This is a genomic window from Glutamicibacter protophormiae (assembly GCF_016894325.1).
Classification (GTDB): domain Bacteria; phylum Actinomycetota; class Actinomycetes; order Actinomycetales; family Micrococcaceae; genus Glutamicibacter; species Glutamicibacter protophormiae.
Genome location: NZ_CP069806.1, coordinates 2,637,739 through 2,661,316, shown reverse-complemented (window position 1 = coordinate 2,661,316; position 23,578 = coordinate 2,637,739). Strand labels below are relative to the sequence as shown.

The window sequence follows — 23,578 nt, the reverse complement described above, 5'->3', positions numbered from 1 at the left end:
ATGACTACCACCACTTCGCGGGTGAACCCGAACGTCTCCGACGCGACCGCCCGTGCAGCGGCCAAGGCCGCCAACGAGAACCAGCCGGTCACCTTCGGCAAGGCATTGAATACCGCCCTGGCCGATGCCCTGACCGCCGAGCAGTCGGTGGTCATCTTCGGCGAGGACGTGGGAACGCTCGGCGGCGTTTTCCGCATCACCGACGGGTTGACCGCCCGCTTCGGCTCTGAGCGCTGCTTTGACACCCCGCTGGCCGAATCCGGCATCGTGGGCATGGCCATCGGCATGGCGATGAACGGCATGCGCCCGGTCATCGAAATGCAGTTCGACGCGTTCGCCTACCCGGCCTTCGAGCAGATCGCCTCGCACGTGGCCAAGATGCGCAACCGCACCCAGGGCCGCCTGCCGCTGCCGATGGTCATCCGTATCCCTTACGCCGGCGGCGTGGGCGGCGTGGAACACCACTGCGATTCCTCCGAGGCCTACTACGCCCACACCCCGGGCCTGAAGGTCTTCACCCCGGCCACCGTGGCCGACGCCTACCTGATGCTGCGCGAAGCCATCGATTCCGAGGACCCGGTGGTCTTCTTCGAGCCGAAGAAACTGTACTGGTCCAAGGAACAGGTCAACCTCGAAGAGCTGGCCCAGCAGTACGAGTCCGGCAAGGCGGCGCGAACCGAGGGCAAGGCGCGTATTGCGCGCGCCGGATCCGACGCCACGCTGATCACCTATGGACCGAGCGTGTCCACCTGCATGCAGGCCGCCAAGGTCGCAGCGGAGGAGGGCATCAGCCTGGAAGTCATCGACATCCGCACCATCGTTCCGTTCGACGACGAATCGGTGGCAGCTTCGGTGCGCAAGACCGGCCGTGCCATCGTGGTGGCTGAAGCCCAGGGCTTCGCCTCCGTGGCCAGCGAAATCGTTGCCCGCGTGCAGGAGCGCTGCTTCCATTCGCTGGCGGCCCCGGTGCTGCGTGTGACCGGCTTTGACATCCCGTTCCCGGCGCCAACGCTGGAGAAGTACAACCTGCCAAGCGTCGAGCGCATCCTGGATACGGTCGACCAGCTCCAGTGGGAGGCCTAAATTGAGCATTAAGACGTTCCTGCTGCCCGACCTGGGTGAAGGGTTGACCGAGGCGGAACTGGTGCGCTGGATGATCGCCGAAGGCGATTCGGTCATCGTCGACCAGCCCATTGCCGAGGTGGAGACCGCCAAGTCGCTGGTGGAGATCCCGTGCCCGTTCGAAGGCGTGGTCTCGACGCTGCACGGCGACGCAGGTCAGATGATGCTGGTGGACGAGCCGTTCATTTCGGTGAACACCGCAGGCGACGAGCCGGAAGCCGCGGCCCCTGCGGCCCCTGCGGCCACGGAGCCCGCCGCTGAACCGTCCTCCGAGGGCGCGCTGTCCTACCGCGAAGAGGAAATGGCCGGCGCCCAGGCGCCGGAGGAAGCCGATGCCGACGAGGCCAGCGGCAACGTGCTGATCGGCTACGGCACCGGTGCCTCCAAGCCGAGCACCAGTCGCCGTCGCCGTCCGCGTGCCGGCATCACCACCGCGGCCGCGTCCAGCGAGACCTCCACCCAGGCCGTGCGGGTCATCAACCCGCTGGTGCGCAAGCTGGCCCGCGAGAACTCCATCGACATCCACGCCGTGAGCGGCACGGGCCCCGAGGGCCTGGTCCTGCGTGCCGATGTCCAGGCGCTGATCGTCCAGGGGCAGCCAGCCGCAGCTGTTGCCGCTGCACCGGCAGCCCCGGTGGCCGCTCCTGCGTCGGCCGCTGCACCGGCACCGGCCACACCGGCCAAGGCCGCTGCTGCCACTGCCGCTGGCGATGACAAGCGCACCGGCCTGCCGGTGGCTTCCAGCCAGGTGCTCGCCGGCGTGCGCAAGACCATTGCCGCGGCCATGAGCACCTCGCGCCGGGAAATCCCGGAAGCGACCGTGTGGGTGGACGTGGATGTCACCAAACTGCTGAAGCTGCGTGGAAAGATCAAGGAATCCGAGGGGCAGGCGCCGAGCATCATGGCGCTGATCTCCCGCTTCGCCGTGGCCGGCCTGCAACGCTTCCCCGAGCTGAACAGCCGCATCGACGTGGAGTCCGACGGCTCGCTGCGGCACACCATCTTCGACGGGGTCAACCTGGGTTTCGCGGCCCAGACCGACCGCGGCCTGGTGGTTCCGAACGTGCGCGATGCCCACAAGTTGAACGCCAACGAGCTGTCGGCCGAGTTCGCCCGACTGGCCGGGGTAGCCCGCGAAGGCAAGGCCGGGGTCTCCGACCTGTCGGGCAGCACCTTCACAATCAACAACTACGGGGTGTTCAACGTGGACGGCTCTGCGGCGATTATCAACTACCCGGAAGCGGCCATCCTCGGCCTGGGCCGGATCGTTGAGAAGCCATGGGTGGTCAACGGAAAAATCAAGGTCCGTTCCATCTGCGAACTGACCCTGAGCTTCGACCACCGCGTTTGCGACGGGGGCACCGCTGCCGGCTTCCTGCGCTACGTGGCCGACGCGATGACCGATCCGAAGAAGGCCCTGTCTACCCTGTAGACGGCCTGGCGCGGGCCCCGCTGCCTGGGAACAATTCCCTGGCGGCGGGGCTTTTCCCGTCTCCTCCGGCCGAGCGCGCGTTTCGGGGGATTAATTGGCAAGTCAAGGGACATTTCCTAGACTTGAACATGACTTATCCGGCGGACTGCCCGACAACGGGCGGCCCGTCGATGCCGAAAGGGGCAGATCATTTCCAGCGAACGCGTTGAGGCCAGAAACCGCACAGCATTGCATATCCTGCTATTCCTGCCCATCGCGGTGATCGCGTTGACCCGGACGCTGCTGGGGGATTCCCTGCCCAGCATTACCGCAACCCACTGGTCGGACAGTGCCTTGCCGGACGGGTTCACCGACAGCGCGGTGTTCTTTACCGCCTCCATGACCTTCGCAATCCTCGGAAGCCTGGTCGGGTGGGTTTCGCTGTATCTGACCCGTAAGCCCATGGTGCTGCTGGGGCTGCTCTTCGTGGGAAGCCTGACCACCTGGACCAGTGCAGGGGTCTACGTTTCCAGTTCGGTGCCTACGGCGCTCGCCGGGGACCCGACGCAAGCCGTGGCAGGACCATGGATCTTTGCCAGCATCGCTGCGACCCTGGTCAGCCTCGTGCCGCTGTGGATCTGCGGAGTCTTCCAGCAATACCAGCTCAACCGCCAGAACAAACGCCGCGACCGCCTGGCCCAAGCCCGCGGGAAGCAGCCGGCGACCGCGGTCGAGACCTCACCGGTGGTTCCGGTCGAACCCGGACAGGAGTTCAGCGAAACCATGAATGCCCCGGGCTGGTTGTGGTTGCTGGGGCTTTTCATGGCGGGAATGGGCGTTTTCATGATCGCCATGAACGCCAGTGGCGGAGGCGACACCGTCAGCCTGGTCATGGGCATCGCCTTCATTGTTCTGCTCACCCCGCTGGTCTTCGGATTGGCCAGGATCCGTGTGACGATTGCCGGCGGCAGGCTGCGCGTTTCCAGTGCCGTATTCGCTTTCCCGCTGCGCACCATCGATGTCAAGGACATGGAATCGGTGCTCGCCGAGGAAATCCAGCCCATGGAATGGGGCGGCTGGGGATGGCGTTTCTTTCCCGGCGGGTCAGCCGTGGTGATGCGCCGTCATGAGGGCCTGGCGGTTGAATTGAAGGACAAACGCCGCTTCGCGGTCACGATCCCGCGTGCCGGACAGGCCGCCGCACAGCTGAACGCATTGATCAACCAAGGACGCTAACCGGTATCGCGGCGAGTCAGCTGCGGGCCGGGCCGATGACGGCGGAACGCAGCACCAGTCCGGAGACCAGTGACGCGGCCACCACATGCACAATGCCGAGCACCGCATAGGCCACCAGCAGCTCCTGCGGCACCTTCTGGATATGCGGGTGGGGGAGCAAGTAGGACAAGACCAGCACCAGCGCCCAGACGGCGAGGCTCATGATGCCAAGGCTGCGCGACCAGCTGGTGGTGCTGACTTCGCCGCTCAGCGGCTGGATTCGTTGCAGCACCGCGCTTGCGAGGACCATCCAGAACGCTGCGACCATGAAGCCTGCGGCGATGTCGCTGGGACGGTGCCAACCGCACACCAAGGTGGCCACACCGGCGGCCGTGGCGAAAATCCACGCGATGGGCTGGACCACGGGCCGCAACTTGGGTGGAGAGACCAGATACATCAGTCCCATGGCTGCGGCTGCTGCCGTGGTGTGCCCTGAGGGGAAGGAGTTTCCCGACGTGCCGAAGTTGAAATCCGGGCGGACCAGGACCAGGTGCTTCAGGATTTGTGTTGTGGCCATGGCGGCACCGGCCGCAGCCACCGCAATCAGCGCCCGGAGGAATCTCCGGTCGCGGATGACCCGGTAGAGCAGGAACACCGTGGCGATGGCCCCGCAGATCAGCGGCAGGAAATCCAGGAATCGGCGGACCGGGTTGCCCGAATTGGTGGACGGCCACCACTGGGACCACACGGTGAAACCCACCTGGTCCGCCCACTGCCCGGCGCGCAGCTGGACAAAAAAGACGTACTCGACAATGAACAACGCCAGCAACAGCAACCCGCCTGACCACCACTGCACGTGGCGCGGCTTCAGGGTGGCGGAATGGCGGCTCATGTATCTAGCCTGTCATAACTCACGTGCTCCACGGCATGCTTTGGGCATGTAACTATCGCCACCTTGGCTAGGCTGGGAATATGAACTTTCCCCTGCCTGCCTTGGAAGAAATCCTCGCCCACAGCCACGTAGTCCAGCTGCCGATGCAGGTGAAATTCCGCGGTGTGACCCGGCGCGAAGCGCTGCTGATCGAAGGGCCTGCAGGCTGGGGGGAATTTTCCGCCTTCCTGGAATACGGTCCGCAGGAGGCATCCCGCTGGCTGGCGGCCGCGATCGAGGCCGCCTACCAGCCGTTCCCGCAGCCGTTGCGGACCAGCATCCCGGTCAATGCCACGCTGCCCGCCGTACCAGCCAACGAGGTCGGGCGCGTGCTTGAACGCTACGATGCCCCGCATACCATCAAGATCAAGGTGGCCGAGCAAGGGCAGAGCCTCGACGAGGACCTGGCCCGCGTGGCCGAAACCCGGCGCTTGTACCCGCAGGCTGCGCTGCGCGTGGACGCGAACACGGGATGGGACATCCCTACCGCGGTCGCGGCACTGGCCCGGCTCAGCGACTTCGACCTGCAGTATGCGGAACAGCCCGTGCCCGGCATCACGGGACTGGCCGAGGTGCGCGCGCAGCTGCGGTCCGCAGGAATCCCCTTGAAGATCGCCGCGGACGAGGCAGTGCGAAAGCACACCGACCCGCTGGAAGTCTCCCGACTGGGCGCCGCCGACCTGATGGTCATCAAGGCCCAGCCGCTGGGAGGCATCCAGGCCGTACTGGACATCGCCGCACAGGCCGAGCTGGATGTCGTGGTCTCCAGCGCCTTGGATACCTCCGTGGGCCTGGCCCAGGCCGCCGCGCTGGCCAGCGCCCTGCCCGAGCTTCCCTACGCCTGCGGGCTGTCCACCGGGACGCTTTTCGCGGGCGACGTGACCGACGAGCCGTTGCTGGCCACGGCCGGGTACCTGCCGGTGCGCCGCGTGAAGCCGCAGGCGCACAAGCTGGCCAAGCTGCATCCGGGGCAAGAACGTGAAGCCTGGTGGCACCAGCGGGTTCGGGACTGCTACGCGCAGCTGCAGGCGGAGTAGGGGCGCCACCCCGGGAATTATTCCTGCGTTAACCTTCCGTACGGCTTTTGACCACTTCCGGATGAAAACCTCGAATCGCTTCACCCCCTGAAAAGCGAGCCATACCGAGGAAGTGACGGATCAATGAATCCCACCCGTACCCTGCTGCCGATGCTTGGCCATACCCGCGGCGGGCGTTCCGCGGCGACCTGCCACTTCAAATGCGGGGATGCCTGCGTCAAGCCGGATTGCAACAACTCATCCAACGCCTACTTCCGCGACATCGCCGACTCCGCGCTCTCACGCCGCCAGATGCTTGGCCTGGGCGCCATCGGGGCCTCCGCACTGGTTGTCGGCCCGCAGCTGTTAGGCACCCCCTCGGCCGTTGCGGCAGAGGTGGCCGTCGCCGGAAAACACGGTTCCAACGGCGGGAAGCTCGGTTTCCAGGCCATCGCGCCTGTCTCGCGTTCGGTGGACTCCATGACCGTGCCCGAAGGCTACGACTGGCACAGCATCATCCGCTGGGGCGACCCGCTGTTCAAGCGCTCACCGGAATTCGACGCGCAGAAGCAGACCGCACGCAAGCAGGCCGAGCAGTTCGGCTATAACTGCGACTACCTGGACATCATCGTCGACAAGTACTCCGGCCGCACCGGCGTGCTGGTCGCCAACCATGAATACACGAACGAAGACATGATGTTCGAGGCCGACTGGTTCGAGGCGAACAAGGACGAGGCCCGCCGCATCGCCATGAACGCCCACGGCTTCAGCGTCGTTGAGGTTTCGCGAAAGAAGAACAACAAGAAGTGGACCTACGTCCAGGGCGGCGAACGCAACCGCCGCATCACCGCGCAGACCGAGTTCACCGTTGACGGACCGGCGGCAGGCAGCGACCTGCTCAAGACCGCAGCGGACCGCACGGGCACCAAGATCCTGGGTACCTTGAACAACTGCGCCGGCGGCACCACTCCATGGGGCACAGTGCTCTCCGGGGAGGAGAACATCGACCAGTACTTCCGCGGCCGGGGCACCGCAGAGGAAGCCCGCTACGGCATTGCGGCCAAGGCCACCGAGCGCGGCTGGGAGGACACCGACCCGCGCTTCGGCCTGCACCACGAAGGCTTCGAGAACGAGGCGAACCGCTTCGGTTGGGTTGTGGAAATTGATCCGCAGAATCCCAAGTCCACCCCGGTCAAGCACACCGGCCTGGGGCGTTTCAAACATGAGGGCGCCAACGTGCGCATCGCCAATAACGGCAAGGCCGTGGCTTACTCGGGCGACGATTCGCGCTTCGAATACATCTACAAGTTCGTTTCCTCGGCGACCTACCGGAAGAACGACCGCCGCCACAACATGTCCCTGCTCTCGGACGGCGACCTGTACGTGGCGAAGTTCGCCGGCAACTCGCCGGCCGCTGAAATCGACGGCAGCGGCGCACTGCCGTCGGACGGCGCATTCGACGGCACCGGCACCTGGCTTCCGCTGGTGCGCGGCGGCAAGTCGATGGTCGAGGGCATGAATGTGGCAGAGGTGCTGGTGTACACCCGGCTGGCCGCCGACAAGGTCGGCGCCACCAAGATGGACCGTCCCGAAGATGTGGAGCCGAGCCCGGTCTCCGGCAAGCTGTACGTGGCGCTGACCAACAACTCCGATCGAGGCAAGGCCGGGAAGGAAGGCGCCACGGAGCAGAACCCGCGCGTGGCAAACCGCGACGGGCACGTCCTGGAACTGACCGAAGCGGGCAACGACGCGACGGCCACGAAGTTCACCTGGAACATCCTGCTGGTGGCAGGCGACCCGAAGGTCAACTCCTCCACCTACTTCTCCGGCTACCCGGCGCAGAAGGTCTCCCCGATTTCCTGCCCGGACAACCTGGCCTTCGACTCGACCGGCAACCTGTGGATCTCCACCGATGGGGCCCCTGGCACCATCGGCTACTCCGACGCACTGCACAAGGTGACGTTGACCGGCAAGGACCGCGGACGCGTGGAGCAGTTCCTCGCGGTACCCACCGGTGCCGAGACCTGCGGCCCGGTCATCCATGACAAGGACGGTTCGGTGTTTGTTGCGGTGCAGCATCCGGGCGAGGGCGGCAGCTTCGCCCAGCCGGCGTCGTTGTTCCCCGACTTCGTTGCAGCTCCGGGCAAGGTGAAGAAGGGCCAGTTCTACGGTCCGCGGCCCAGCGTCGTCCAGGTCTTCAAGGACCACAAGGGCAACAACGGAAATGGCCACGGGAACGGCAAGCATTAGCCGTAGCCAGTGACTGGCGGGCAGCGGCGGGAAGCATCAGGCTTCCAGCCGCTGCCCGCCTCCCGGCACGGCTCCTGCATTCCAGACAGCCGCCGACTCGATAGACTTGGAAGGATGCTTTCCGGCCAAGACTAGAGGTGACTGAACGCGTGAGTGCGCAGCAAGATGGACAGCGTGCCATCACCACGGCCCGCGAGGTGCTCTCGGTGCTGATTGCCGCAGGAATCAGGGACCTGGTGATCTCTCCCGGTTCACGCAGCGCACCGCTGGCCTACGCCGCGGCCGAAGCAGAAGCCGCCCGGAAGCTGCGGGTGCATGTGCGCATCGACGAACGCTCGGCCGCGTTCATGGCGCTGGGCCTGACCCAGGCCACCGGCGCACCCACGGCCATCGCCGCCACCAGCGGCTCGGCCATCGGCCAGATGCTGCCCGCCGTCATGGAAGCCAACCACACCGGCACGCCGCTGCTGGTCCTATCGGCCGACCGGCCGGACGAGCTGCACGGAACCGGCGCCAGCCAGAGCACCCGGCAGAAAACATTGTTCGGCGAACACGTCCGTGCGGCGCTGAACGTCCCCGCCGGGAACAGCCCTGCAGCTGCACTGGATGCGGCCCTGGCCGCTCTGCGCGGCAATGCGCAGGCACCTGCCGGCCCGGTGCAGCTGAACCTGCAATTCCGCGACCCGCTGACGCCGGAAGACGACTCCCGAGTGGAGACGCAGGCCTGGACCGGCATCGATCCGGGGGACTGGACGGGCGCAGGGGCCCAGCTGTCCGGAACCGCTTGGCCGCAGCCCGGCGAGGCCGCCGCGCGGCGCACAGTGGTTGTCGCGGGCCACGCTGCGGGACCCGAGGCGCAAGCTTTCGCCCAGCAACTGGGGCTGCCGCTCTTTGCCGAGCCGTCCTCCAACGCGCGCTTCTCGGCCCACGCCATCCGCCACTACCGCCCGCTGATAACGGTAGGGCTTGAGCGCATCGACCGCGTGGTGCTGTTCGGGCGCCCCACGCTCAGCCGCCCTGTCGGCCGCCTGCTCGCCGCAGCGCACATCGAATCGGTGATCTGGGAACCAGCCCCGGCCCCTTGGTACGAGTCCGGGCGCCGGCGCGAAACACCGGTGGCAGATCCCCAGCAGCTCGTCGACTTCGCCGGCACCGCGCCGGCAGGCTGGCTGGAAGGCTGGCAGCAGCTGGATGCGCAGGCCCAGCCGATCCGCGCAGCACTGCAGGAACCCGGAACACTGGACGGGGCCGGCGTGGCGGAGGAAATCTGGAACGCAGGCATCCCGCAGCTGCTGCTGGGGTCCTCGAACATCGTGCGCGACTTCGACCTTGCGGCGGATCCCGGCGCCGCGGGAGCCGGCACGTGCCATGCGAACCGCGGATTGGCCGGTATCGACGGGACCATCTCCACGGCCCTGGGCCTGGCGGCGGGCAGCGGGCAGCGCACCCTGGCGGTCATGGGAGACATTACCTTCGCCCATGACGCCGGATCGATGCTGTGGAGCACCGGCGAGCAGAAGCCCACCGTGGACGTCGTCGTCTACAACGACGGGGGAGGAGCGATCTTCTCCACCCTGGAGCACGGCCAGGTGGACGAGTCCCGGCGCTACGGCAGCAGCGTGGAGCGGCTGTTCGCCACGCCCCAGCAGATGGACCTGAGGGCGCTCGCCGAAGGCTACGGCTGGAGCTACCACCGGGTGTCCACCCGCGCCGACCTCGGCTCGCTGCTGTCAGCCGGCACCCGCGGGGAATTGCGGCTGATCGAGATCCCGGCGAGCCGCCAGGCATTGCGTGCGCACCACCAGGAACTGAACCAGCGCCTTGGCGAGTTGCCCTGGCCGCTGGACTGATCCCGGCCGCAGGTCCGGATACGACGAAGCCCCGGCAGGCGAACTGGCTGATGGCCAGGATGCCTGCCGGGGCTTCGGCAATGCTCGAACCTCCGACTAGATATCCACGTGGGTCGGGTCCAGCACGCGGCGCAGGAAGTCCTGGGTACGCGGCTGCTGCGGATTGCCGATGACCTCGGCCGCACGTCCTTCCTCCACCACGACGCCGCCGTCCATGAAGACCACCCGGTCGGCGACCTCCTTGGCGAAGGCCATCTCGTGGGTCACCACCAGCATGGTCATGCCCTCGCTGGCCAGTTTCTTCATGATGGCCAGCACTTCGCCCACGGTCTCCGGGTCCAGCGCGCTGGTCGGCTCGTCGAAGAGCATCAGGGTCGGTTCCATGGACAGCGCGCGGGCGATGGCCACGCGCTGCTGCTGGCCGCCCGAGAGCTCGTCCGGGTAGCGCGCGCCGAAGTCGCCCAGGCCCACGCGTTCCAGGTTCAGCTTCGCGGTGGCCTGCGCCGTGGCCTTGTCGCGCTTGAGCACCTTGATCTGGGCCACGGTGCAGTTCTCCAGCACGGTCAGGTGCGGGAACAGGTTGAACTGCTGGAACACCATGCCCACGTTCTGGCGCATCTTGTCGAGGTTGACCTCGGGGTCGGTAGCCTCGAAGCCGCCCACGTGGATGGTGCCGCCGTTGGGCTGCTCCAGCAGGTTCACGCAGCGCAGCAGGGTCGACTTGCCCGAGCCCGAAGGACCGATCAGGCAGACGACCTCGCCGGGCTTCACATCCAGGCTGATGCCCTTGAGCACCTCGTTGCTGCCGTAGGACTTGCGCAGGTCCGTGATCTCCACGCCGGCGGCGCGTTCTGCCATCGAGTTGTGTGTCGTGGTCATTGTCGGTCCTTTCTAGCGCTTGGTCCGAGCCGAGCGGGATTCAAACTTCCGGGCTACCAGGCTCAACGGGATCGTGATGACCAGGTAGAACATGCCCGCGACGACGAGAGGAGTGAGCCCGGCGTCCAGGGACTGGATGCCGTCGCGCCCGAACTTCGTCAATTCGTATTGGGTGATGGACATGCCCAGGATGAATGCCAGCGAGGAGTCCTTGGTCAGCAGGATCACTTCGTTGGTCATCGGAGGCAGGACGATCTTGAATGCCTGCGGAATCACGATGGTGACCATGGCGCGCCAGGCCGGCATGCCCAGCGAACGCGCCGCCTCGGTCTGCCCCTTGGGCACGGCCTGCAGGCCGGCTCGCAGGGTTTCCGCGATGTAGGCAGAGGAGACCAGACCCAGGGCCAGCATGATGTTCACCGGCTGCGGCCACAGAGTGCCAAAAGCCTGGGGCAGGCCGAAGCCGAAGGCCAGCAACACGAGGATGGCTGGGATCCCGCGGAAGAATTCGACGAAGGCGGTGGCGAACCAGCGGTAGGGGGCGAAGGACGCCATCTTCATCAATGCCAGCAGCAGGCCGGCGACCAGGCCGAAGGCGAAGGAGATGACGGTGTAGAAGATCGTGTTTTTGAGTCCGACGATGATCATGTCCGGGAACATCGGTCCCAGTTCTTCGAAGGAGAAGAAGGCATAACGCGTCTTGTCCCAGTCCAGTGCCAAAACCAGCGCAACGATGATCGCGATGAACAGCACGATCTGGATGGTCTTGCTCAGGCGGGCGCGCTGACTTGTGGTCATTGCCATGGTGTACCTCTCATAAAGGTCGCGGGGGCCGTAGCGGCGCTGCTTGAGCGCATCAGCTGGGCCCCCGCGGAGAAATGGTGCATTAGCGTCGCGGGCTTACTGCTCGCCGAACCACTTTGCCTTCAGCATGTCCATCTCGCCCGAGTCAGCCAGGCGCTTCAGGGTGCCGTCGACTAGGGTCAGGGTAGCGTCCTTCTCCAGCGGCACGCCGATGCCCAGCTGCTCGCCGGTCTTGAACTCGGCAACCACTGCGAAATCCTTGTGGTCCTTGATGGAGTAGCGCATCACAGACTGGTTGCCCAGCAGCCCGGAGACCTGTCCGGCCAGCAGTGCCTGGGTCTGGAGGCCTGCATCCTCGTAGCCCACAACCTGGGTCAGGCCCTGTTCCTTGGCGTACTTCTCGCCGGTGGTGGCCTGCTGGACGCCGACCTTCTTGTCCTTGGAGGTCTCCAGGTCGGTGATGCCCGAACCGTTCTTGGCGACCAGCACCAGGTCGTCATCCAGGTAAGGAGTGGAGAAGTTCATCTTCTTGGCGCGGGCCTCGGTGATGGACAGCGAGGAGATGGCGATATCGCACTGGGACTTGAACAGGCCTGATTCGATGGAGTCGAAGCTAGCGTCGATGACATTCAGCTCGGCCTTGGCATCCTTGGCGATCTCGGCGGCGATATCCATGTCGAAGCCGACGATCTTGTCGCTGTCCTTTTCCTTGAACTCGAAAGGAACGTAGGGGATGTCGGAGCAGACGGTCAGCTTGCCTGCGGTGAGGAAGCTGGGGCCGCCCGCGGCGTCTGCCGAAGGTTCGGCTGAACCGCTGTCGGAGCCGCAGGCGGTCAATGCCAGGAGAGCTACGGAAGTTGCTGCCAGGGTGGTGGCAAAACGTTTTTTGGTCAGACGCATAGGATCTAAACCTACTTTCGGGTAATGCGAGTGGATCATTGCGTACGCACAATCATAACCACGCTACAACGAGGATGAGATTCACCTCACACACGTGTCGGTGAGCGTAAGTAAAACTTGTGCTCAAATTCCGACCATTACCTGACCTGCCATGGGACGAGCGGCAACGCTACTCCGCACCTAGCGCCTGGCGCATTGGGCGCATCTTCGCCCAGGACTCGGCTAATTCGTCCTCGGGCACCGAGCCGGGAACGATTCCGCACCCGGCGTAGAGGCGCATGAGGTTCGCGTCCTCCAGGATGCCGCCACGCAGGGCGATGCCGAATTCCCCGTCGCCGCGGGAGTCCACCCAGCCCACCGGACCGGCATACGGTCCGCGGTCCAGCCCTTCCAGCTGTCGCAGCACCGCGCCGGCCTGCTTGGTGGGAGTGCCGCACACGGCGGCGGTCGGGTGGAAGATCTCCGCAATGTCCAGGGCGGAGGGGAGCGCCCCGCGCTCGTCCGGGCGCAGTTCGGCGCGCACATCGCTGGCCAGGTGCCAGACGTTGGGCAGCTGCAGGATGAACGGCTCGTCGGGGGACTTCATGCCGTGGGAGATCGGGTTCAGCGCTTCGGTCAGCGAGTCGATGGCCAGCTGGTGCTCGTGGCGCTGCTTGGGATCGTCGAAGAGCCGGAGCTTGGCGAAGTCCGGCGCGTCGGCGCCTTCGGTGGCACGGTCCAAGGTGCCGGCCAGCACGCGGGCTTCGGCCAGCCCGTTGGTGACACGCACCAGCATTTCGGGAGTGGCGCCCACCAGCCCGTCCACCGAGTAGGTCCAGCAGTTGCCGTAGCGTTCGGTCAACGCGTTGACGACATGGGACAAATCAATCGGCATGGTGCTGCGGGCCAGGATGTCGCGGGCCAGCACCAGCTTGGAGATGCCGGATTCGCTGAAGGTGCCCAGGGCCTGGCGCACCGCGTCCAGGTAGGCTCCGGCGGTCAGCTGGCCGCTGGTCAATTCGATGTCGCCCTGGCTGGTCGGGGCCAGAGCCGCCTCGTCCATGGCCGCCCGCGCGCGTTCCAGCGCCGAGTCCAGGGTGAGGCCTGCCAGCTGTTCGGCGCTGCCGGTCACCGTGATCCACGATTTCTCGTCATCTTGTCCCAGCACGATCTGCGGGATCACCAGTCGCGAATCGAAGGCGCTGGTGAAGGAGAAGGCGAAGGAGCCGAAGGCGATCAGGCCGCTGCCGGGCCGGTTGATCGGATCGGTGATCTGGGCCTGGGAGAGAAGCTGGGCGAACCAGGTGCGCGCGTCGATGAAACGCTGCTCGCCGCGGGTCGTCAACCGCGCGGCGGTTCCGAAACCCACCAGTCCGCGTCCGCGCCGCGTCCAGACCATGCTGCCGTGGCGCAGGGAATCGGAAATGAGATGCTCGGAGGCACCTTCGTACTCGAAGGTGATGCTGGTTAACGCAGGCGCCGACGCGTGAAGGCCGCTGGCGCCGAGAACGGACGAATCTGCAGACATGATAGGGCTAAGCCTACCGCGCAATGACCACCGGGGACTGGAGGTGGTGTCCGCTGTCACCACGCCCGCCGCCGCTGTGACTTTCAGCGGGTTGAGCCGCGCCATCGCGCGCGACCCGGTAAACTCGGTGTTGACCAGTTTCGCGGCCCAGTGCCATGCCATAAAACACGGCAAGCGCCGGCCTGCGAGCGTTCAGTGGAACGCATCGGATAGAGTGAAGTGATGTTTGTGCGCCACCAGCGCGGGCAAGCAGTCCTCGTTCAATGCGATGACCAACCCGATGAAAGATAAGTAAGCCGTAAAACAGTGACTGATTCCAAGAGCAACTGGACCGCAGCCGGACACGAGGTGTCCGACTCGATTGAGCTGAATCCTGAAACCGCAGTGCTTGCTGCGGCCATCAATCTTCCCTCGGGCTTCGCATTAATCGCCGAGGATCCCGAATTCGGACCTGCCATTTCCATGGGCATGGCCAAGGTGGAGAAACTGCTGCGCGATGCGCTGGCCAACTCCGATCCGTTGATTGATGCCTCCAGCCGGCACCTGGTGGAAGCCGGCGGCAAGCGCGTTCGCCCGCTGCTGGTGCTGCTGACCTCCCTGCTGGGAGACGGCGTCACCGACGAGGTGATCAAGGCCGCCGCCGTGGTCGAGCTGACCCACCTGGCAACCCTCTACCACGATGACGTGATGGACTCCGCGCCGATGCGCCGCGGTGCTCCCACCGCGCACGAGGTCTGGGGCAACTCGGTGGCCATCCTGGCCGGAGACCTGATCTTCGCCCGCGCCTCGGTGTTCGGCGCCGACTTGGGACCGGAAGCCGTCAACTGGCAGTCCCGGACCTTCGAACGCCTGTGCCTGGGCCAGCTGCACGAATCGATCGGCCCGCGCGAGGGCGACGACGCCATCGCCCACCACATCCAGGTGATCAGCGACAAGACCGCTTCCCTGCTGGCGACCTCCGGCGCCTTCGGCGCCCGTTTCGGCGGCATCCCGGAATTCATCGAGGTGCTGCGCGAGTACGGTGAAAAGGTCGGCGTGGCCTTCCAGGTCGCCGACGACGTCATCGACATCGCCTCCAAGGAAGCCGACTCGGGCAAGACCCCGGGCACCGACCTGCGTGAAGGCGTGCCGACCCTGCCGGTGCTGCTGCTGCGCCAGGCCGCCGAGAACGGCGACGCCGAGGCCCAGGCCGCCGTCGAACTGGTGGACTCGGACCTGACCAGCGACGAAGCGCTGGCCAAGGCCGTGGAAGCCGTCGCCGGCCACCGATCGATCCAGGACGCCTGGAATGTGGCGCGCCGCTGGGCCGATGACGCGATCGAGGTGCTCGCACCGCTGCCGGAAGGCACCGTGAAGAGCGCGCTGATCTCCTTCGCCGACGCCGTGGTGACCCGCGAAGCCTAGGCCCGGACAACTAGCCAACGAACGAAGTCCTGCACTTCCCGGAAGGGAAGTGCAGGACTTTCTTGGTCTAGGCCCGGGTCCTCAGCGCTGTACGTCGGACGCGTAGAGCCGCTGCGGGTGCTCGTCGCTGAAGAGCGCCGCGCGCAGCTGCTGGGCCTTGGCCGCGCGGTCCTCGACGGGGACGCGGTGGCGCAGCTGGCGGTAGAGCTCGTCGTCCCAATACCTCGGGAAGACATGCTGGTGGTAGTGCCAGACATGCTGGTTCCCGGCCGGCTCGTTGTGCTGGCGGGTGCTGGTGCCATCGGGCTTCCACGCCAGCTTCATCGCCAAAGCGACGCGGCGGGTCTCGCGCATGATCGCTGCGCCGATCTGCTCATCAAGGTCGTACAGGGATTCCAGATGGGCGGTCGGGATGATCATGACATGCCCGCCGAAGTTCCCGAAACCGTCGCAGGCCATGATCGCGGCGACCTGGTCGGTCTGGTAGATCAGGTCCGTGGGTGCACACAGGTTGTCCTCGCTGAAGGGCAGGTCGTTGACCAGCTCGCAGAAGGGACACTGGTAGCCCAGCGGTTCGTGGGAACGGTAGAGCACTAGTCCTCCAGCTCGGCGGCTAATTCCTCGAAGACCCAGGCGAACATGTCCAAGGTGAACTCGCTGAAGGTGCCTTCCTCGCTGACCCAGTTGCCCTTGGCATTGCTCCGGCGGTAGACAATGGGATCCGGGACCTCCAGCTGGGACTGCTTGAAACCCCAAACGAACTTCTCCTCCTCGTCTTCGAGGAACAACAGGTAGCCGTCGTCGATTTCGAGTTCTTCGGGATCGAAGAAGTAGTGGTAGGCCTCCATGAAATCGTCATTGTTGCCCAGGGCGAGATAAAACTCTTCCAGGACAAAGGGGATCTGGACCTTGGACTCCGCCAAGCCGTCAGCTAATTCCCCGGCGGTCAGGCCATCGGCTTCGTTCCACTGGTCCTCAAGGTATTTCGGGACGAGGGAACGGAACTTCTCTAGAAACATGTCAGCCATGGTTCAATCCTATCCAGAACTAGCGCAGCTCAAGTGCACTGAGCGCAATCCACAACTGGACCCTGTCGCTGGTCACGTTCGGGTCGTAGCCGGACAGTTCAGCGATCTGCTGCATGCGGTAGCGCACGGTATTGCGGTGCAGTCCCAGCGATTCGGCCACCGCTCCGACCGAGCCGTCGCGGTTCAGATACTCGCGCAGGGTGCGCATCAGCCCCGAGTCATGTGACGAGTCGAAATCCTGGATGGGGCCCAGCGCCTCCGCTGCAAGATCCTGCAGCGGCACGTCGCGGGCCGCCAGCAGCAGCGAGGTCAGCGAGAGTTTGGTGGGGACGTTCACCCGTTCGCCGTGGCGCAGGGATTCCAACGCCTCGAAATAGCTCCACCGGATGCCGGTGGTGTTCGAGTAGCGTCCTCCGTAGCCGACCTTGGCCGGGATTCCCGCCGTGGCCAGATACGCGTCCAGCCGGTCGATGGACAGCTGCACCTGCCTATAGGCCACGATGACCACCAGACGGTCCTCGACGATGGCGGTGACCTGTGAGGCGAGATCCGCAGGCAGGGGCAGGGTCTGCAGCCGCTCGGACTGGCCGCTGGCCTGCACCAGCACCACCGAGTGCTCCCGCTGGGATTCCAGGCCCAGCGCGCCCAGGCGCACCGCGGCGTCCGAGCCGGAAAGCACGCCGGAGGCGAGGTCCGCCAGCACCTGCCCGTTGGCCAGCCGTTGGGAAGCGCGCAACCGCGACTTATTGGTCAATTCCAAGCCGATCAGCGATTGCGCGTATTCGACAATCGGGTCGTGGGTGTAGGGCTCTGCGATGTGCAGCGTGCAGCGGTCGCGCAGCCCGGTGGCCACGGGCAGTTCATGCCAGGAGCGCTCCGGTTCGAAGTCGCCGCTGATTATCTCCCCATGCAGGCTCAGCGCGACGTCCGTGTGCAGCATCTTCGACAGTTCGGCGAGCATGCGGTCCAGGTCCGAGGAGAGCAATGACTGGGCCAGCTTCTGGTGGGCGCGCAGCAGATTCTCGACACGCTTGACGTGGTCGGCGTTCAGGGCTTCGGCAATCAGGCGGGAGATGGCGGCGAAAGGAGTTTTGTAGGGCACCTCGATCACCGGAAGGCCAACCTCGCGGGCGGTTTCCAGGACCGGTTCGGGCACGCTTTCGTGCTCAAGGCCAATGCCGAATCCCAATGCCACCACATCGTTTGCAGCCAGAGTGCGGACGAAGTCGATCTGCGCCGGCACCGACTTCTGGCGGACCCCGGTGGTCAGCACGATCTCCCGGCCGGTGAGGAACTTGGAAGGGTCCAACAGCTCCGTCACCGCGCCCCAGGTGATCGCGGTCTCAAGGGCATGTGTAGGATCAGTTAAAGCCTTCAACCCGAGCTCGTCATGTTCCAGCAGTCCGCGTAAACTAATTGCCATAGGTTCATTCTATGGTGCGACCGCTCCTGCAACGATTTGCGCAAAATGCTCAAAAACCTGCGCGAAAGATGCCGAAAAGTGACCACATTGCGAAATTTTTGCGCTAGCTTAGTGACATGAGCTCTCAATCATCTAATCAGGGCGCTCCGCTCGCATCAGACAAGCGTGAGACATTCTCCTCGCGCAAACTCTTCATTCTCTCCGCGATCGGTTCGGCCGTTGGTCTGGGAAACATTTGGCGTTTCCCCTACGTCGCCTACGAAAATGGCGGCGGTGCATTCCTCATCCCTTATCTGGTCGCCATCCTGTGCGCCGGTATCCCGCTGCTGTTCCTGGACTACGCCGTCGGACACCGCTACCGCGGTTCGGCGCCGCTGTCCTACCGCCGCGCGAACCGCAAGGCCGAAGTGCTCGGCTGGTGGCAGGTGCTGATCTGCTTCATCATCGCCATCTACTACGCGGCCATCATCGCGTGGGCCGCCATGTACTGCTGGTTCTCCATCACCAAGGCCTGGGACAAGAACCCCGACGGCGCCGGCGGATTCTTCATGAACGACTTCCTGAAGGTCCAGGATGAGGTCACCGTCGGCTTCGACTTTGTCGGCCCGGTGCTGATCCCGATGTTCGCCGTCTGGCTGATCGCCATCGTGATCATGGTTGCCGGTGTGAACAAGGGCATCTCCCGCGCCAACGCAATCTTCATGCCGCTGCTGATCGTCATGTTCCTGATCCTCGTGGTCCAGTCGGTCTTCCTGCCCGGCGCCATCGACGGCCTGAACGCCTTCTTCACCCCGAACTTCGAAGCGTTGAAGGACCCGAGCGTCTGGGCCGCGGCCTTCGGACACATCTTCTTCTCGCTGTCCGTGGCCTTCGGCATCATGGTCACCTACTCCTCCTACATGAAGCGCAAGAGCGACCTGACCGGTTCGGGCTACGTGGTGGCCTTCGCCAACTCGAGCTTCGAGCTGCTGGCCGGCATCGGCGTGTTCGCCGCACTGGGCTTCATGGCCTACAACGCGAACTCCAGCGTGGACGAGGTCGCCGTCAGCGGCATCGGCCTGGCGTTCATCGCCTTCCCGACCATCGTGTCGCAGGCGCCGTTGGGCTCGGTGATCGGCGTGCTGTTCTTCGGGTCGCTGGTCTTCGCTGGCTTGACCTCGCTGATCTCGATCCTCGAAGTGATCGTGGCGGCGTTCCAGGACAAGCTGGGCTGGCGTCGTGCTCCGGCAACCCTGATCGTGACCATCCCGGTCGCGCTGATTTCGCTGGCGCTGTTCCCGACCACCACTGGCTTGTTCCTGCTGGACACCATGGACGCGTTCGTCAACCAGTTCGGCATCCTCGCCTGCGCCCTGGTCATCGTGATCGTCCTCGGCGCCGGCCTGGGCATGCTGCCGAAGCTGGCCAAGCACCTGAACCGCCACAGTTCCATCAAGGTGGGCACCGGCTGGAAGGTCCTGGTCGGCGGTGTCGGCCCGGCGGCCCTGGGCTACATGCTCATCAACGAGATCCAGACCAAGATAGCCGAGCAGTACTCCGGCTATCCGGCATGGTTCAACGGCGTCTTCGGCTGGGGCATGGCCGGTGCGCTGATCGTCGGCGCAGTCATCCTGTCGTTGATTCCGTGGAGCAAGAAATCCAAGCTCAATGATCCGGAATTCCACCAGCACAAGAAGAACGTCGAGGCCGAGGAAATTCCGGAACCTGCAGGAAAGGAGTACTAAAAATGAGTACGATTGCCATTGTTTTCATGATCGTTTCAATGCTCACCATCTGGGGCGGCCTGGCCGTTTCCCTGATCCACCTGTCGCGTCACCCGGAGAAAACCGATGACGACGTGATCGAGCCGGCACACACGCTGTAGCCTCGAACCACGGCACCACCGGCGCGGCCCCCGTTCCCTTCGCGGAACGGGGGCCGCGCCGCGTCTGTGCACTTGCACTACCAAGCCGGTGCCCACTTGTGCTGAATCCGGTAGTGCAACGATTCGCGCCAACATATTCTGCTACTAGAACTTTGCATTCCCCGGCGAATGCAGGAGCCATAGTGAGAGGAAAAGCTGGTGGACGTTACCTACCGCATTGAACAGAAGCGCAAGCTCGAAGGCCCATTCCCAGGCCCCAAGTCGCAGGAGCTGGCCGCCCGCCGCGCCAACGCGGTGGCAGCAGGCGTCGCCTCGACCCTTCCGGTGTACGCTGCAGACGTTGACGGCGGCATCATTGTCGATGTCGACGGCAACCAGCTGATCGACCTCGGCTCAGGCATCGCCGTGACCACCGTTGGCGCGTCGAACCCGGCAGTGGCCAAGGCCGTTGCCGAGCAGGCGCAGCGCTTCACCCACACCTGCTTCATGGTTGCCCCGTACGAGGGCTACATTGCACTGGCTGAGAAGCTGGCCGCGATCACCCCCGGCACCTTCGAAAAGCGCGCCGCGTTCTTCAACTCCGGTTCCGAAGCAGTGGAGAACGCCATCAAGGTGGCTCGCGTGGCCACCGGCCGCCAGGCTGTTGTCGCCTTCGACCACGCCTACCACGGCCGCACCAACCTGACCATGGGACTGACCGCCAAGGCTGCTCCGTACAAGCGCGGCTTCGGCCCGCTGGCACCGGAAATCTACCGCATGCCGATGAGCTACCCATACCGCGAAGAGAACCCGAACATCTCGGGCAAGGAAGCCGCAGAGCGCGCCATCCTGGCCATGGAGAAGCAGATCGGCGGCGACCAGATCGCCGCGATCATCATCGAGCCGATCCAGGGCGAAGGCGGCTTCATTGTTCCCGCCGCCGGCTTCCTGCCGCGCATCGCCGAATGGGCCAAGGAAAACGGCATCGTTTTCGTTGCCGATGAAGTCCAGGCCGGCTTTGCCCGCTCGGGCGCCTGGTTCGCTTCGGACATCGAGGAAATCGAGCCGGACATCATCACCGTGGCCAAGGGCATCGCCGGCGGCATGCCGCTGTCGGGCATCGTGGGCCGCGCCGAGCTGATCGACGCAGTGCACGGCGGCGGCCTGGGCGGCACCTACGGCGGCAACCCCGTCGCCGTGGCCGCTGCGCTGGAATCCATCAAGTTCATGGAAGACCAGGACCTGCCGGGCCGCGCCCGCGAGATTGAAGAGCAGTTCTTCGCCCGCTTCACCGCGCTGCAGAAGGACGTTCCCGCACTGGGCGAGGTCCGCGGCCGCGGCGCCATGATTGCGCTGGAATTCGTCAAGGCCGGCGGCAAGCAGCCTGACGCCGCCCTGACCAAGGCCATCGCCGACGAGTGCCTGGCCCAGGGTGTCCTGATCCTGACCTGCGGCACCTACGGCAACGTTGTTCGCCTGTTGCCGCCACTGGTCATCGGCGACGAACTGCTGACCGACGCGTTCGACGTGCTGGAAGCAGCCATCCGCAAGCACGCCGCCTAAGCGGCAGCAAACGGATAAACCCACCCCAAGCGGCATCCCCGCACGGCTCACGCTGTGCGGGGATGCCGTGCATTAACCGGAAGGCGGGATCTTGGGTGCTCCCTGCGGCCCGCGCATCCTCCAGCGGGAAGCCCTGGGCCCGGCAGAGCGCCGAGCCTCGTGCGGATGCGCAACGGCCCTGCGGAACGGGTGCGGTCCGCTGAAGGGGCCAGCTAGAGGTTGCAAAGGAAAACCCGCAGCACCGGGGACGATCCGTTGCAGGTGCTGCGGGTCTGGCCCGGCTGGGGCGCGGGGCTAGATGAGCTTCTTGGGCTCCGGCATGCTGCCGGCCTTGGGAGCCCGGAGCATGTCGACCAGCACGATGATGACCGCGACCCAGACCAGTCCGAAGCCGACCCAGCGTTCGGCAGGCATCTGCTCGCCGAAGACCAGCAGCCCCAGGACGAACTGGATCAACGGCGCCAGGAACTGCAACGAGCCGACGGTGCTCAGCGGCAGCCGCCGCGCCGCCCCTCCGAAGAGCAGCAGCGGAACCGCGGTGATGATGCCGCTGGCCGCCAGCAGCAGCAGCGTGCCGGAATCCGCCTGGAACAGGGCCGAGGAGTCGGCGAGGGCCAGCCAGCCGATGAACACGACGGCTAGGGGCGTCAGCCACAGGGTTTCCATCGTCAGCGTCCCCAGCGCGGTGCCGCTCTGGCCCACCTGGTTCTTCACGAGACCGTAGAAGCCAAAGGAGAACGCCAGTCCCAGAGATATCCACGGGACGCGGCCCAAGCCGATGGTCAGCACGAGCACCGCGGCGGAGGCGAAGCCCACGGCCACCCATTGGAGGGGTCGTAGACGCTCCTTGAGCACAAGCACTCCGAGCAGGATCGCCACGATCGGGTTGATGAAGTAGCCCAGCGATGCTTCCAGCACGTGTCCTGTCAGCACCGCCACCGCGTACAGGACCCAGTTCGCCGCGATCAGGAAGCTGGCCAGGGCCAGCTGCCACATGGTTTTGCCTTCCTTGAACATGGCCGCGAACTGGCGCATCTGCCGGGTCGCCAACAGAAGCAGGACGCAGAAGATCAACGAGAAGAGCACCCGGACCGCAACGAATTCAAAGGCGGAAATCTGCGGGAGCATGAGGAAGTACACCGGAAGCAGGCCCCAGATGAGGTAGGCGCTCGTTCCCTGGATCAGGCCGTAGCTGTGCTGCGAACGGATGGGTTTCACGGTGTTTGGTGTCATGCGGTGCGATGGCCTTCGAACGAAGTGGGCTGCGTGGAGCCCGGAGAACTCCCCATGGGAAGTAGATACAAGTCACACCGTATAACATCACCTCGCGCTCCGTATTCCCGCCTGCGCAGGCGAACCGGCAATGTTGCAAAGATCACCGGTCCGGCGCGCAAGTATTCGCCGGCTGGCGGAACGGTGCGGCGTATCCGTACGTTGACTAGACTAGGAAGACTTAGTACGGATTCATCTTTAGGGGAGTACGCCATCGTGCATGGACACAACAACGGATTCAAGACAGCCCTTTTGCTCGGCGGCATGTTTGCGTTGCTCCTGGCGATTGGCTCGCTGATTGCCAATGGAACCGGCAACGCCAGCTTCATCTGGATTTTCGCCTTGATCGGCGTGGCCACTACGGCCTACGGCTACTGGAACAGCGACAAGATCGCGCTGCGTTCGATGCGCGCCTACCCGGTGACCGAAGAGCAGCAGCCGCAGATGTACAGGATCGTGCGCGAGCTGTCGATGAACGCCCAGCAGCCGATGCCGCGCCTGTACGTCTCGCCGACCGCTTCGCCGAACGCCTTCGCGACCGGACGCAACCCGGAGAATGCCGCGGTGTGCTGCACCGAGGGCATTATGCAGCTGCTCAATGAGCGCGAGCTGCGCGGCGTGCTGGGACACGAGCTGATGCACGTCTACAACCGCGACATCCTCACCTCCTCGGTGGCGGCTGCCATCGCCGGCGTGATCACCTCGCTGGCGCAGTTCCTGCTGTTCTTCGGCGGCGGAAACAACAACGAGAACCGCAACGTCAACCCGATCGCGCTGATCGCCCTGTCGCTGCTGGCTCCGATTGCCGCGTCCATCATCCAGATGGCGGTCAGCCGCACCCGCGAGTTCGACGCGGACGAGGACGGCGCCAAGCTGACCGGCGACCCGCTGGCCCTAGCCAGCGCACTGCGTCGGCTGGAATCAGGGATCAGCGCCGCCCCGCTGGGCGCGCAGGACCAGAAGCTGGTCAACAGCTCGCACCTGATGATCGCCAACCCGTTCGGTTCCAAGATGAAGCAGATGTTCTCCACCCACCCGCCGATGGACCAACGCATTGCACGCCTTGAGGCCATGGCAGGCGGCCGGCAGTACTAGGCTCCGGCAACGCGCCCGGAAGACAGAAATAGGCGAGGAGCCCCGGCAGGGGCTCCTCGCCTATG

20 protein-coding genes are annotated in these 23,578 nt (G+C 65.0%); 11 read left to right on the top strand and 9 right to left on the bottom strand.

Annotation, left to right across the window (positions count from 1 at the left end):
• The 3 genes from JQN66_RS12440 (at nucleotide 1) to JQN66_RS12430 (ending at nucleotide 3,769) form a co-directional block, all read left to right on the top strand.
• Entirely contained in the window at nucleotides 1–1,083 is a 1,083-nt protein-coding gene (locus JQN66_RS12440) for an alpha-ketoacid dehydrogenase subunit beta (protein WP_204675297.1), read from the top strand.
• Between the two features lies 1 nt (nucleotide 1,084).
• Nucleotides 1,085–2,554, top strand: coding sequence for a dihydrolipoamide acetyltransferase family protein (locus JQN66_RS12435; protein WP_204675295.1), 1,470 nt, complete (start codon nucleotides 1,085–1,087; stop codon nucleotides 2,552–2,554).
• Nucleotides 2,555–2,782: 228 nt separating this feature from the next.
• Nucleotides 2,783–3,769 carry a DUF3093 family protein gene (locus JQN66_RS12430; RefSeq protein WP_204675293.1) on the top strand — a complete coding sequence of 329 codons (987 nt, stop codon included), beginning with the start codon at nucleotides 2,783–2,785 and terminating at the stop codon, nucleotides 3,767–3,769.
• Nucleotides 3,770–3,785: 16 nt separating this feature from the next.
• On the opposite strand, the gene JQN66_RS12425 is transcribed toward JQN66_RS12430, so the two are convergent.
• Nucleotides 3,786–4,640, bottom strand: coding sequence for a phosphatase PAP2 family protein (locus tag JQN66_RS12425; protein ID WP_204675291.1), 855 nt, complete (start codon nucleotides 4,638–4,640; stop codon nucleotides 3,786–3,788).
• An 80-nt stretch (nucleotides 4,641–4,720) separates the two neighbouring features.
• Between JQN66_RS12425 and JQN66_RS12420 the strand changes: the two genes are divergently transcribed.
• From JQN66_RS12420 to menD, 3 genes are all read left to right on the top strand, one after another.
• Nucleotides 4,721–5,716: an o-succinylbenzoate synthase gene (locus JQN66_RS12420; RefSeq protein ID WP_204675289.1), complete on the top strand. Its 996-nt coding sequence runs from the start codon at nucleotides 4,721–4,723 to the stop codon at nucleotides 5,714–5,716.
• Between the two features lie 123 nt (nucleotides 5,717–5,839).
• The gene (locus JQN66_RS12415) at nucleotides 5,840–7,945 is read left to right on the top strand and encodes a PhoX family protein (RefSeq protein WP_204675287.1); all 2,106 of its coding nucleotides are present in this window, start codon (nucleotides 5,840–5,842) and stop codon (nucleotides 7,943–7,945) included.
• Between the two features lie 149 nt (nucleotides 7,946–8,094).
• Nucleotides 8,095–9,795 (top strand): 2-succinyl-5-enolpyruvyl-6-hydroxy-3-cyclohexene-1-carboxylic-acid synthase, encoded by a 1,701-nt coding sequence (gene menD / locus JQN66_RS12410; protein ID WP_204675285.1) that lies wholly within the window; start codon nucleotides 8,095–8,097, stop codon nucleotides 9,793–9,795.
• Between the two features lie 96 nt (nucleotides 9,796–9,891).
• On the opposite strand, the gene JQN66_RS12405 is transcribed toward menD, so the two are convergent.
• The 4 genes from JQN66_RS12405 to JQN66_RS12390 form a co-directional block, all read right to left on the bottom strand.
• Nucleotides 9,892–10,674, bottom strand: coding sequence for an amino acid ABC transporter ATP-binding protein (locus tag JQN66_RS12405; protein ID WP_275439030.1), 783 nt, complete (start codon nucleotides 10,672–10,674; stop codon nucleotides 9,892–9,894).
• Between the two features lie 12 nt (nucleotides 10,675–10,686).
• A complete protein-coding gene (locus tag JQN66_RS12400) occupies nucleotides 10,687–11,478 on the bottom strand; it encodes an amino acid ABC transporter permease (protein ID WP_188948818.1) in 792 nt (263 codons plus the stop codon).
• Between the two features lie 96 nt (nucleotides 11,479–11,574).
• On the bottom strand, nucleotides 11,575–12,378 hold the full coding sequence (locus JQN66_RS12395) for an ABC transporter substrate-binding protein (RefSeq protein WP_204675283.1): 804 nt from the start codon (nucleotides 12,376–12,378) through the stop codon (nucleotides 11,575–11,577).
• 169 nt (nucleotides 12,379–12,547) lie between these two features.
• The gene (locus JQN66_RS12390; RefSeq protein ID WP_188948820.1) at nucleotides 12,548–13,885 is read right to left on the bottom strand and encodes an isochorismate synthase; all 1,338 of its coding nucleotides are present in this window, start codon (nucleotides 13,883–13,885) and stop codon (nucleotides 12,548–12,550) included.
• Between the two features lie 306 nt (nucleotides 13,886–14,191).
• Between JQN66_RS12390 and JQN66_RS12385 the strand changes: the two genes are divergently transcribed.
• Entirely contained in the window at nucleotides 14,192–15,289 is a 1,098-nt protein-coding gene (locus tag JQN66_RS12385) for a polyprenyl synthetase family protein (RefSeq protein WP_204675281.1), read from the top strand.
• Nucleotides 15,290–15,370: 81 nt separating this feature from the next.
• On the opposite strand, the gene JQN66_RS12380 is transcribed toward JQN66_RS12385, so the two are convergent.
• Genes JQN66_RS12380 through JQN66_RS12370 form a run of 3 tightly spaced genes read right to left on the bottom strand, consistent with a single transcriptional unit; the run spans nucleotide 15,371 to nucleotide 17,740 of the window.
• Complete coding sequence (locus tag JQN66_RS12380) at nucleotides 15,371–15,883, bottom strand: HIT family protein (RefSeq protein ID WP_188948976.1); 513 nt, start codon at nucleotides 15,881–15,883, stop codon at nucleotides 15,371–15,373.
• On the bottom strand, nucleotides 15,883–16,317 hold the full coding sequence (locus JQN66_RS12375) for a hypothetical protein (protein ID WP_188948975.1): 435 nt from the start codon (nucleotides 16,315–16,317) through the stop codon (nucleotides 15,883–15,885). Before JQN66_RS12375 ends, JQN66_RS12380 begins: the two co-directional genes overlap by 1 nt.
• Before the next feature lie 19 nt (nucleotides 16,318–16,336).
• Nucleotides 16,337–17,740: a PucR family transcriptional regulator gene (locus tag JQN66_RS12370; RefSeq protein WP_204675279.1), complete on the bottom strand. Its 1,404-nt coding sequence runs from the start codon at nucleotides 17,738–17,740 to the stop codon at nucleotides 16,337–16,339.
• Between the two features lie 116 nt (nucleotides 17,741–17,856).
• Between JQN66_RS12370 and JQN66_RS12365 the strand changes: the two genes are divergently transcribed.
• From JQN66_RS12365 to gabT, 3 genes are all read left to right on the top strand, one after another.
• Complete coding sequence (locus tag JQN66_RS12365; protein ID WP_204675277.1) at nucleotides 17,857–19,464, top strand: sodium-dependent transporter; 1,608 nt, start codon at nucleotides 17,857–17,859, stop codon at nucleotides 19,462–19,464.
• 2 nt (nucleotides 19,465–19,466) lie between these two features.
• A complete protein-coding gene (locus tag JQN66_RS12360; protein WP_204675275.1) occupies nucleotides 19,467–19,604 on the top strand; it encodes a methionine/alanine import family NSS transporter small subunit in 138 nt (45 codons plus the stop codon).
• A gap of 198 nt (nucleotides 19,605–19,802) precedes the next feature.
• Nucleotides 19,803–21,146 carry a 4-aminobutyrate--2-oxoglutarate transaminase gene (gabT, locus tag JQN66_RS12355; RefSeq protein WP_204675273.1) on the top strand — a complete coding sequence of 448 codons (1,344 nt, stop codon included), beginning with the start codon at nucleotides 19,803–19,805 and terminating at the stop codon, nucleotides 21,144–21,146.
• 294 nt (nucleotides 21,147–21,440) lie between these two features.
• Here the strand turns inward: gabT and rarD are convergent, their stop codons facing one another.
• On the bottom strand, nucleotides 21,441–22,379 hold the full coding sequence (rarD, locus tag JQN66_RS12350; RefSeq protein WP_204675271.1) for an EamA family transporter RarD: 939 nt from the start codon (nucleotides 22,377–22,379) through the stop codon (nucleotides 21,441–21,443).
• Nucleotides 22,380–22,634: 255 nt separating this feature from the next.
• On the opposite strand from rarD, the gene htpX reads away from it, so the two are divergent.
• Complete coding sequence (gene htpX, locus JQN66_RS12345; RefSeq protein ID WP_188948969.1) at nucleotides 22,635–23,513, top strand: zinc metalloprotease HtpX; 879 nt, start codon at nucleotides 22,635–22,637, stop codon at nucleotides 23,511–23,513.
• The last annotated feature ends 65 nt before the right edge of the window (nucleotides 23,514–23,578 follow it).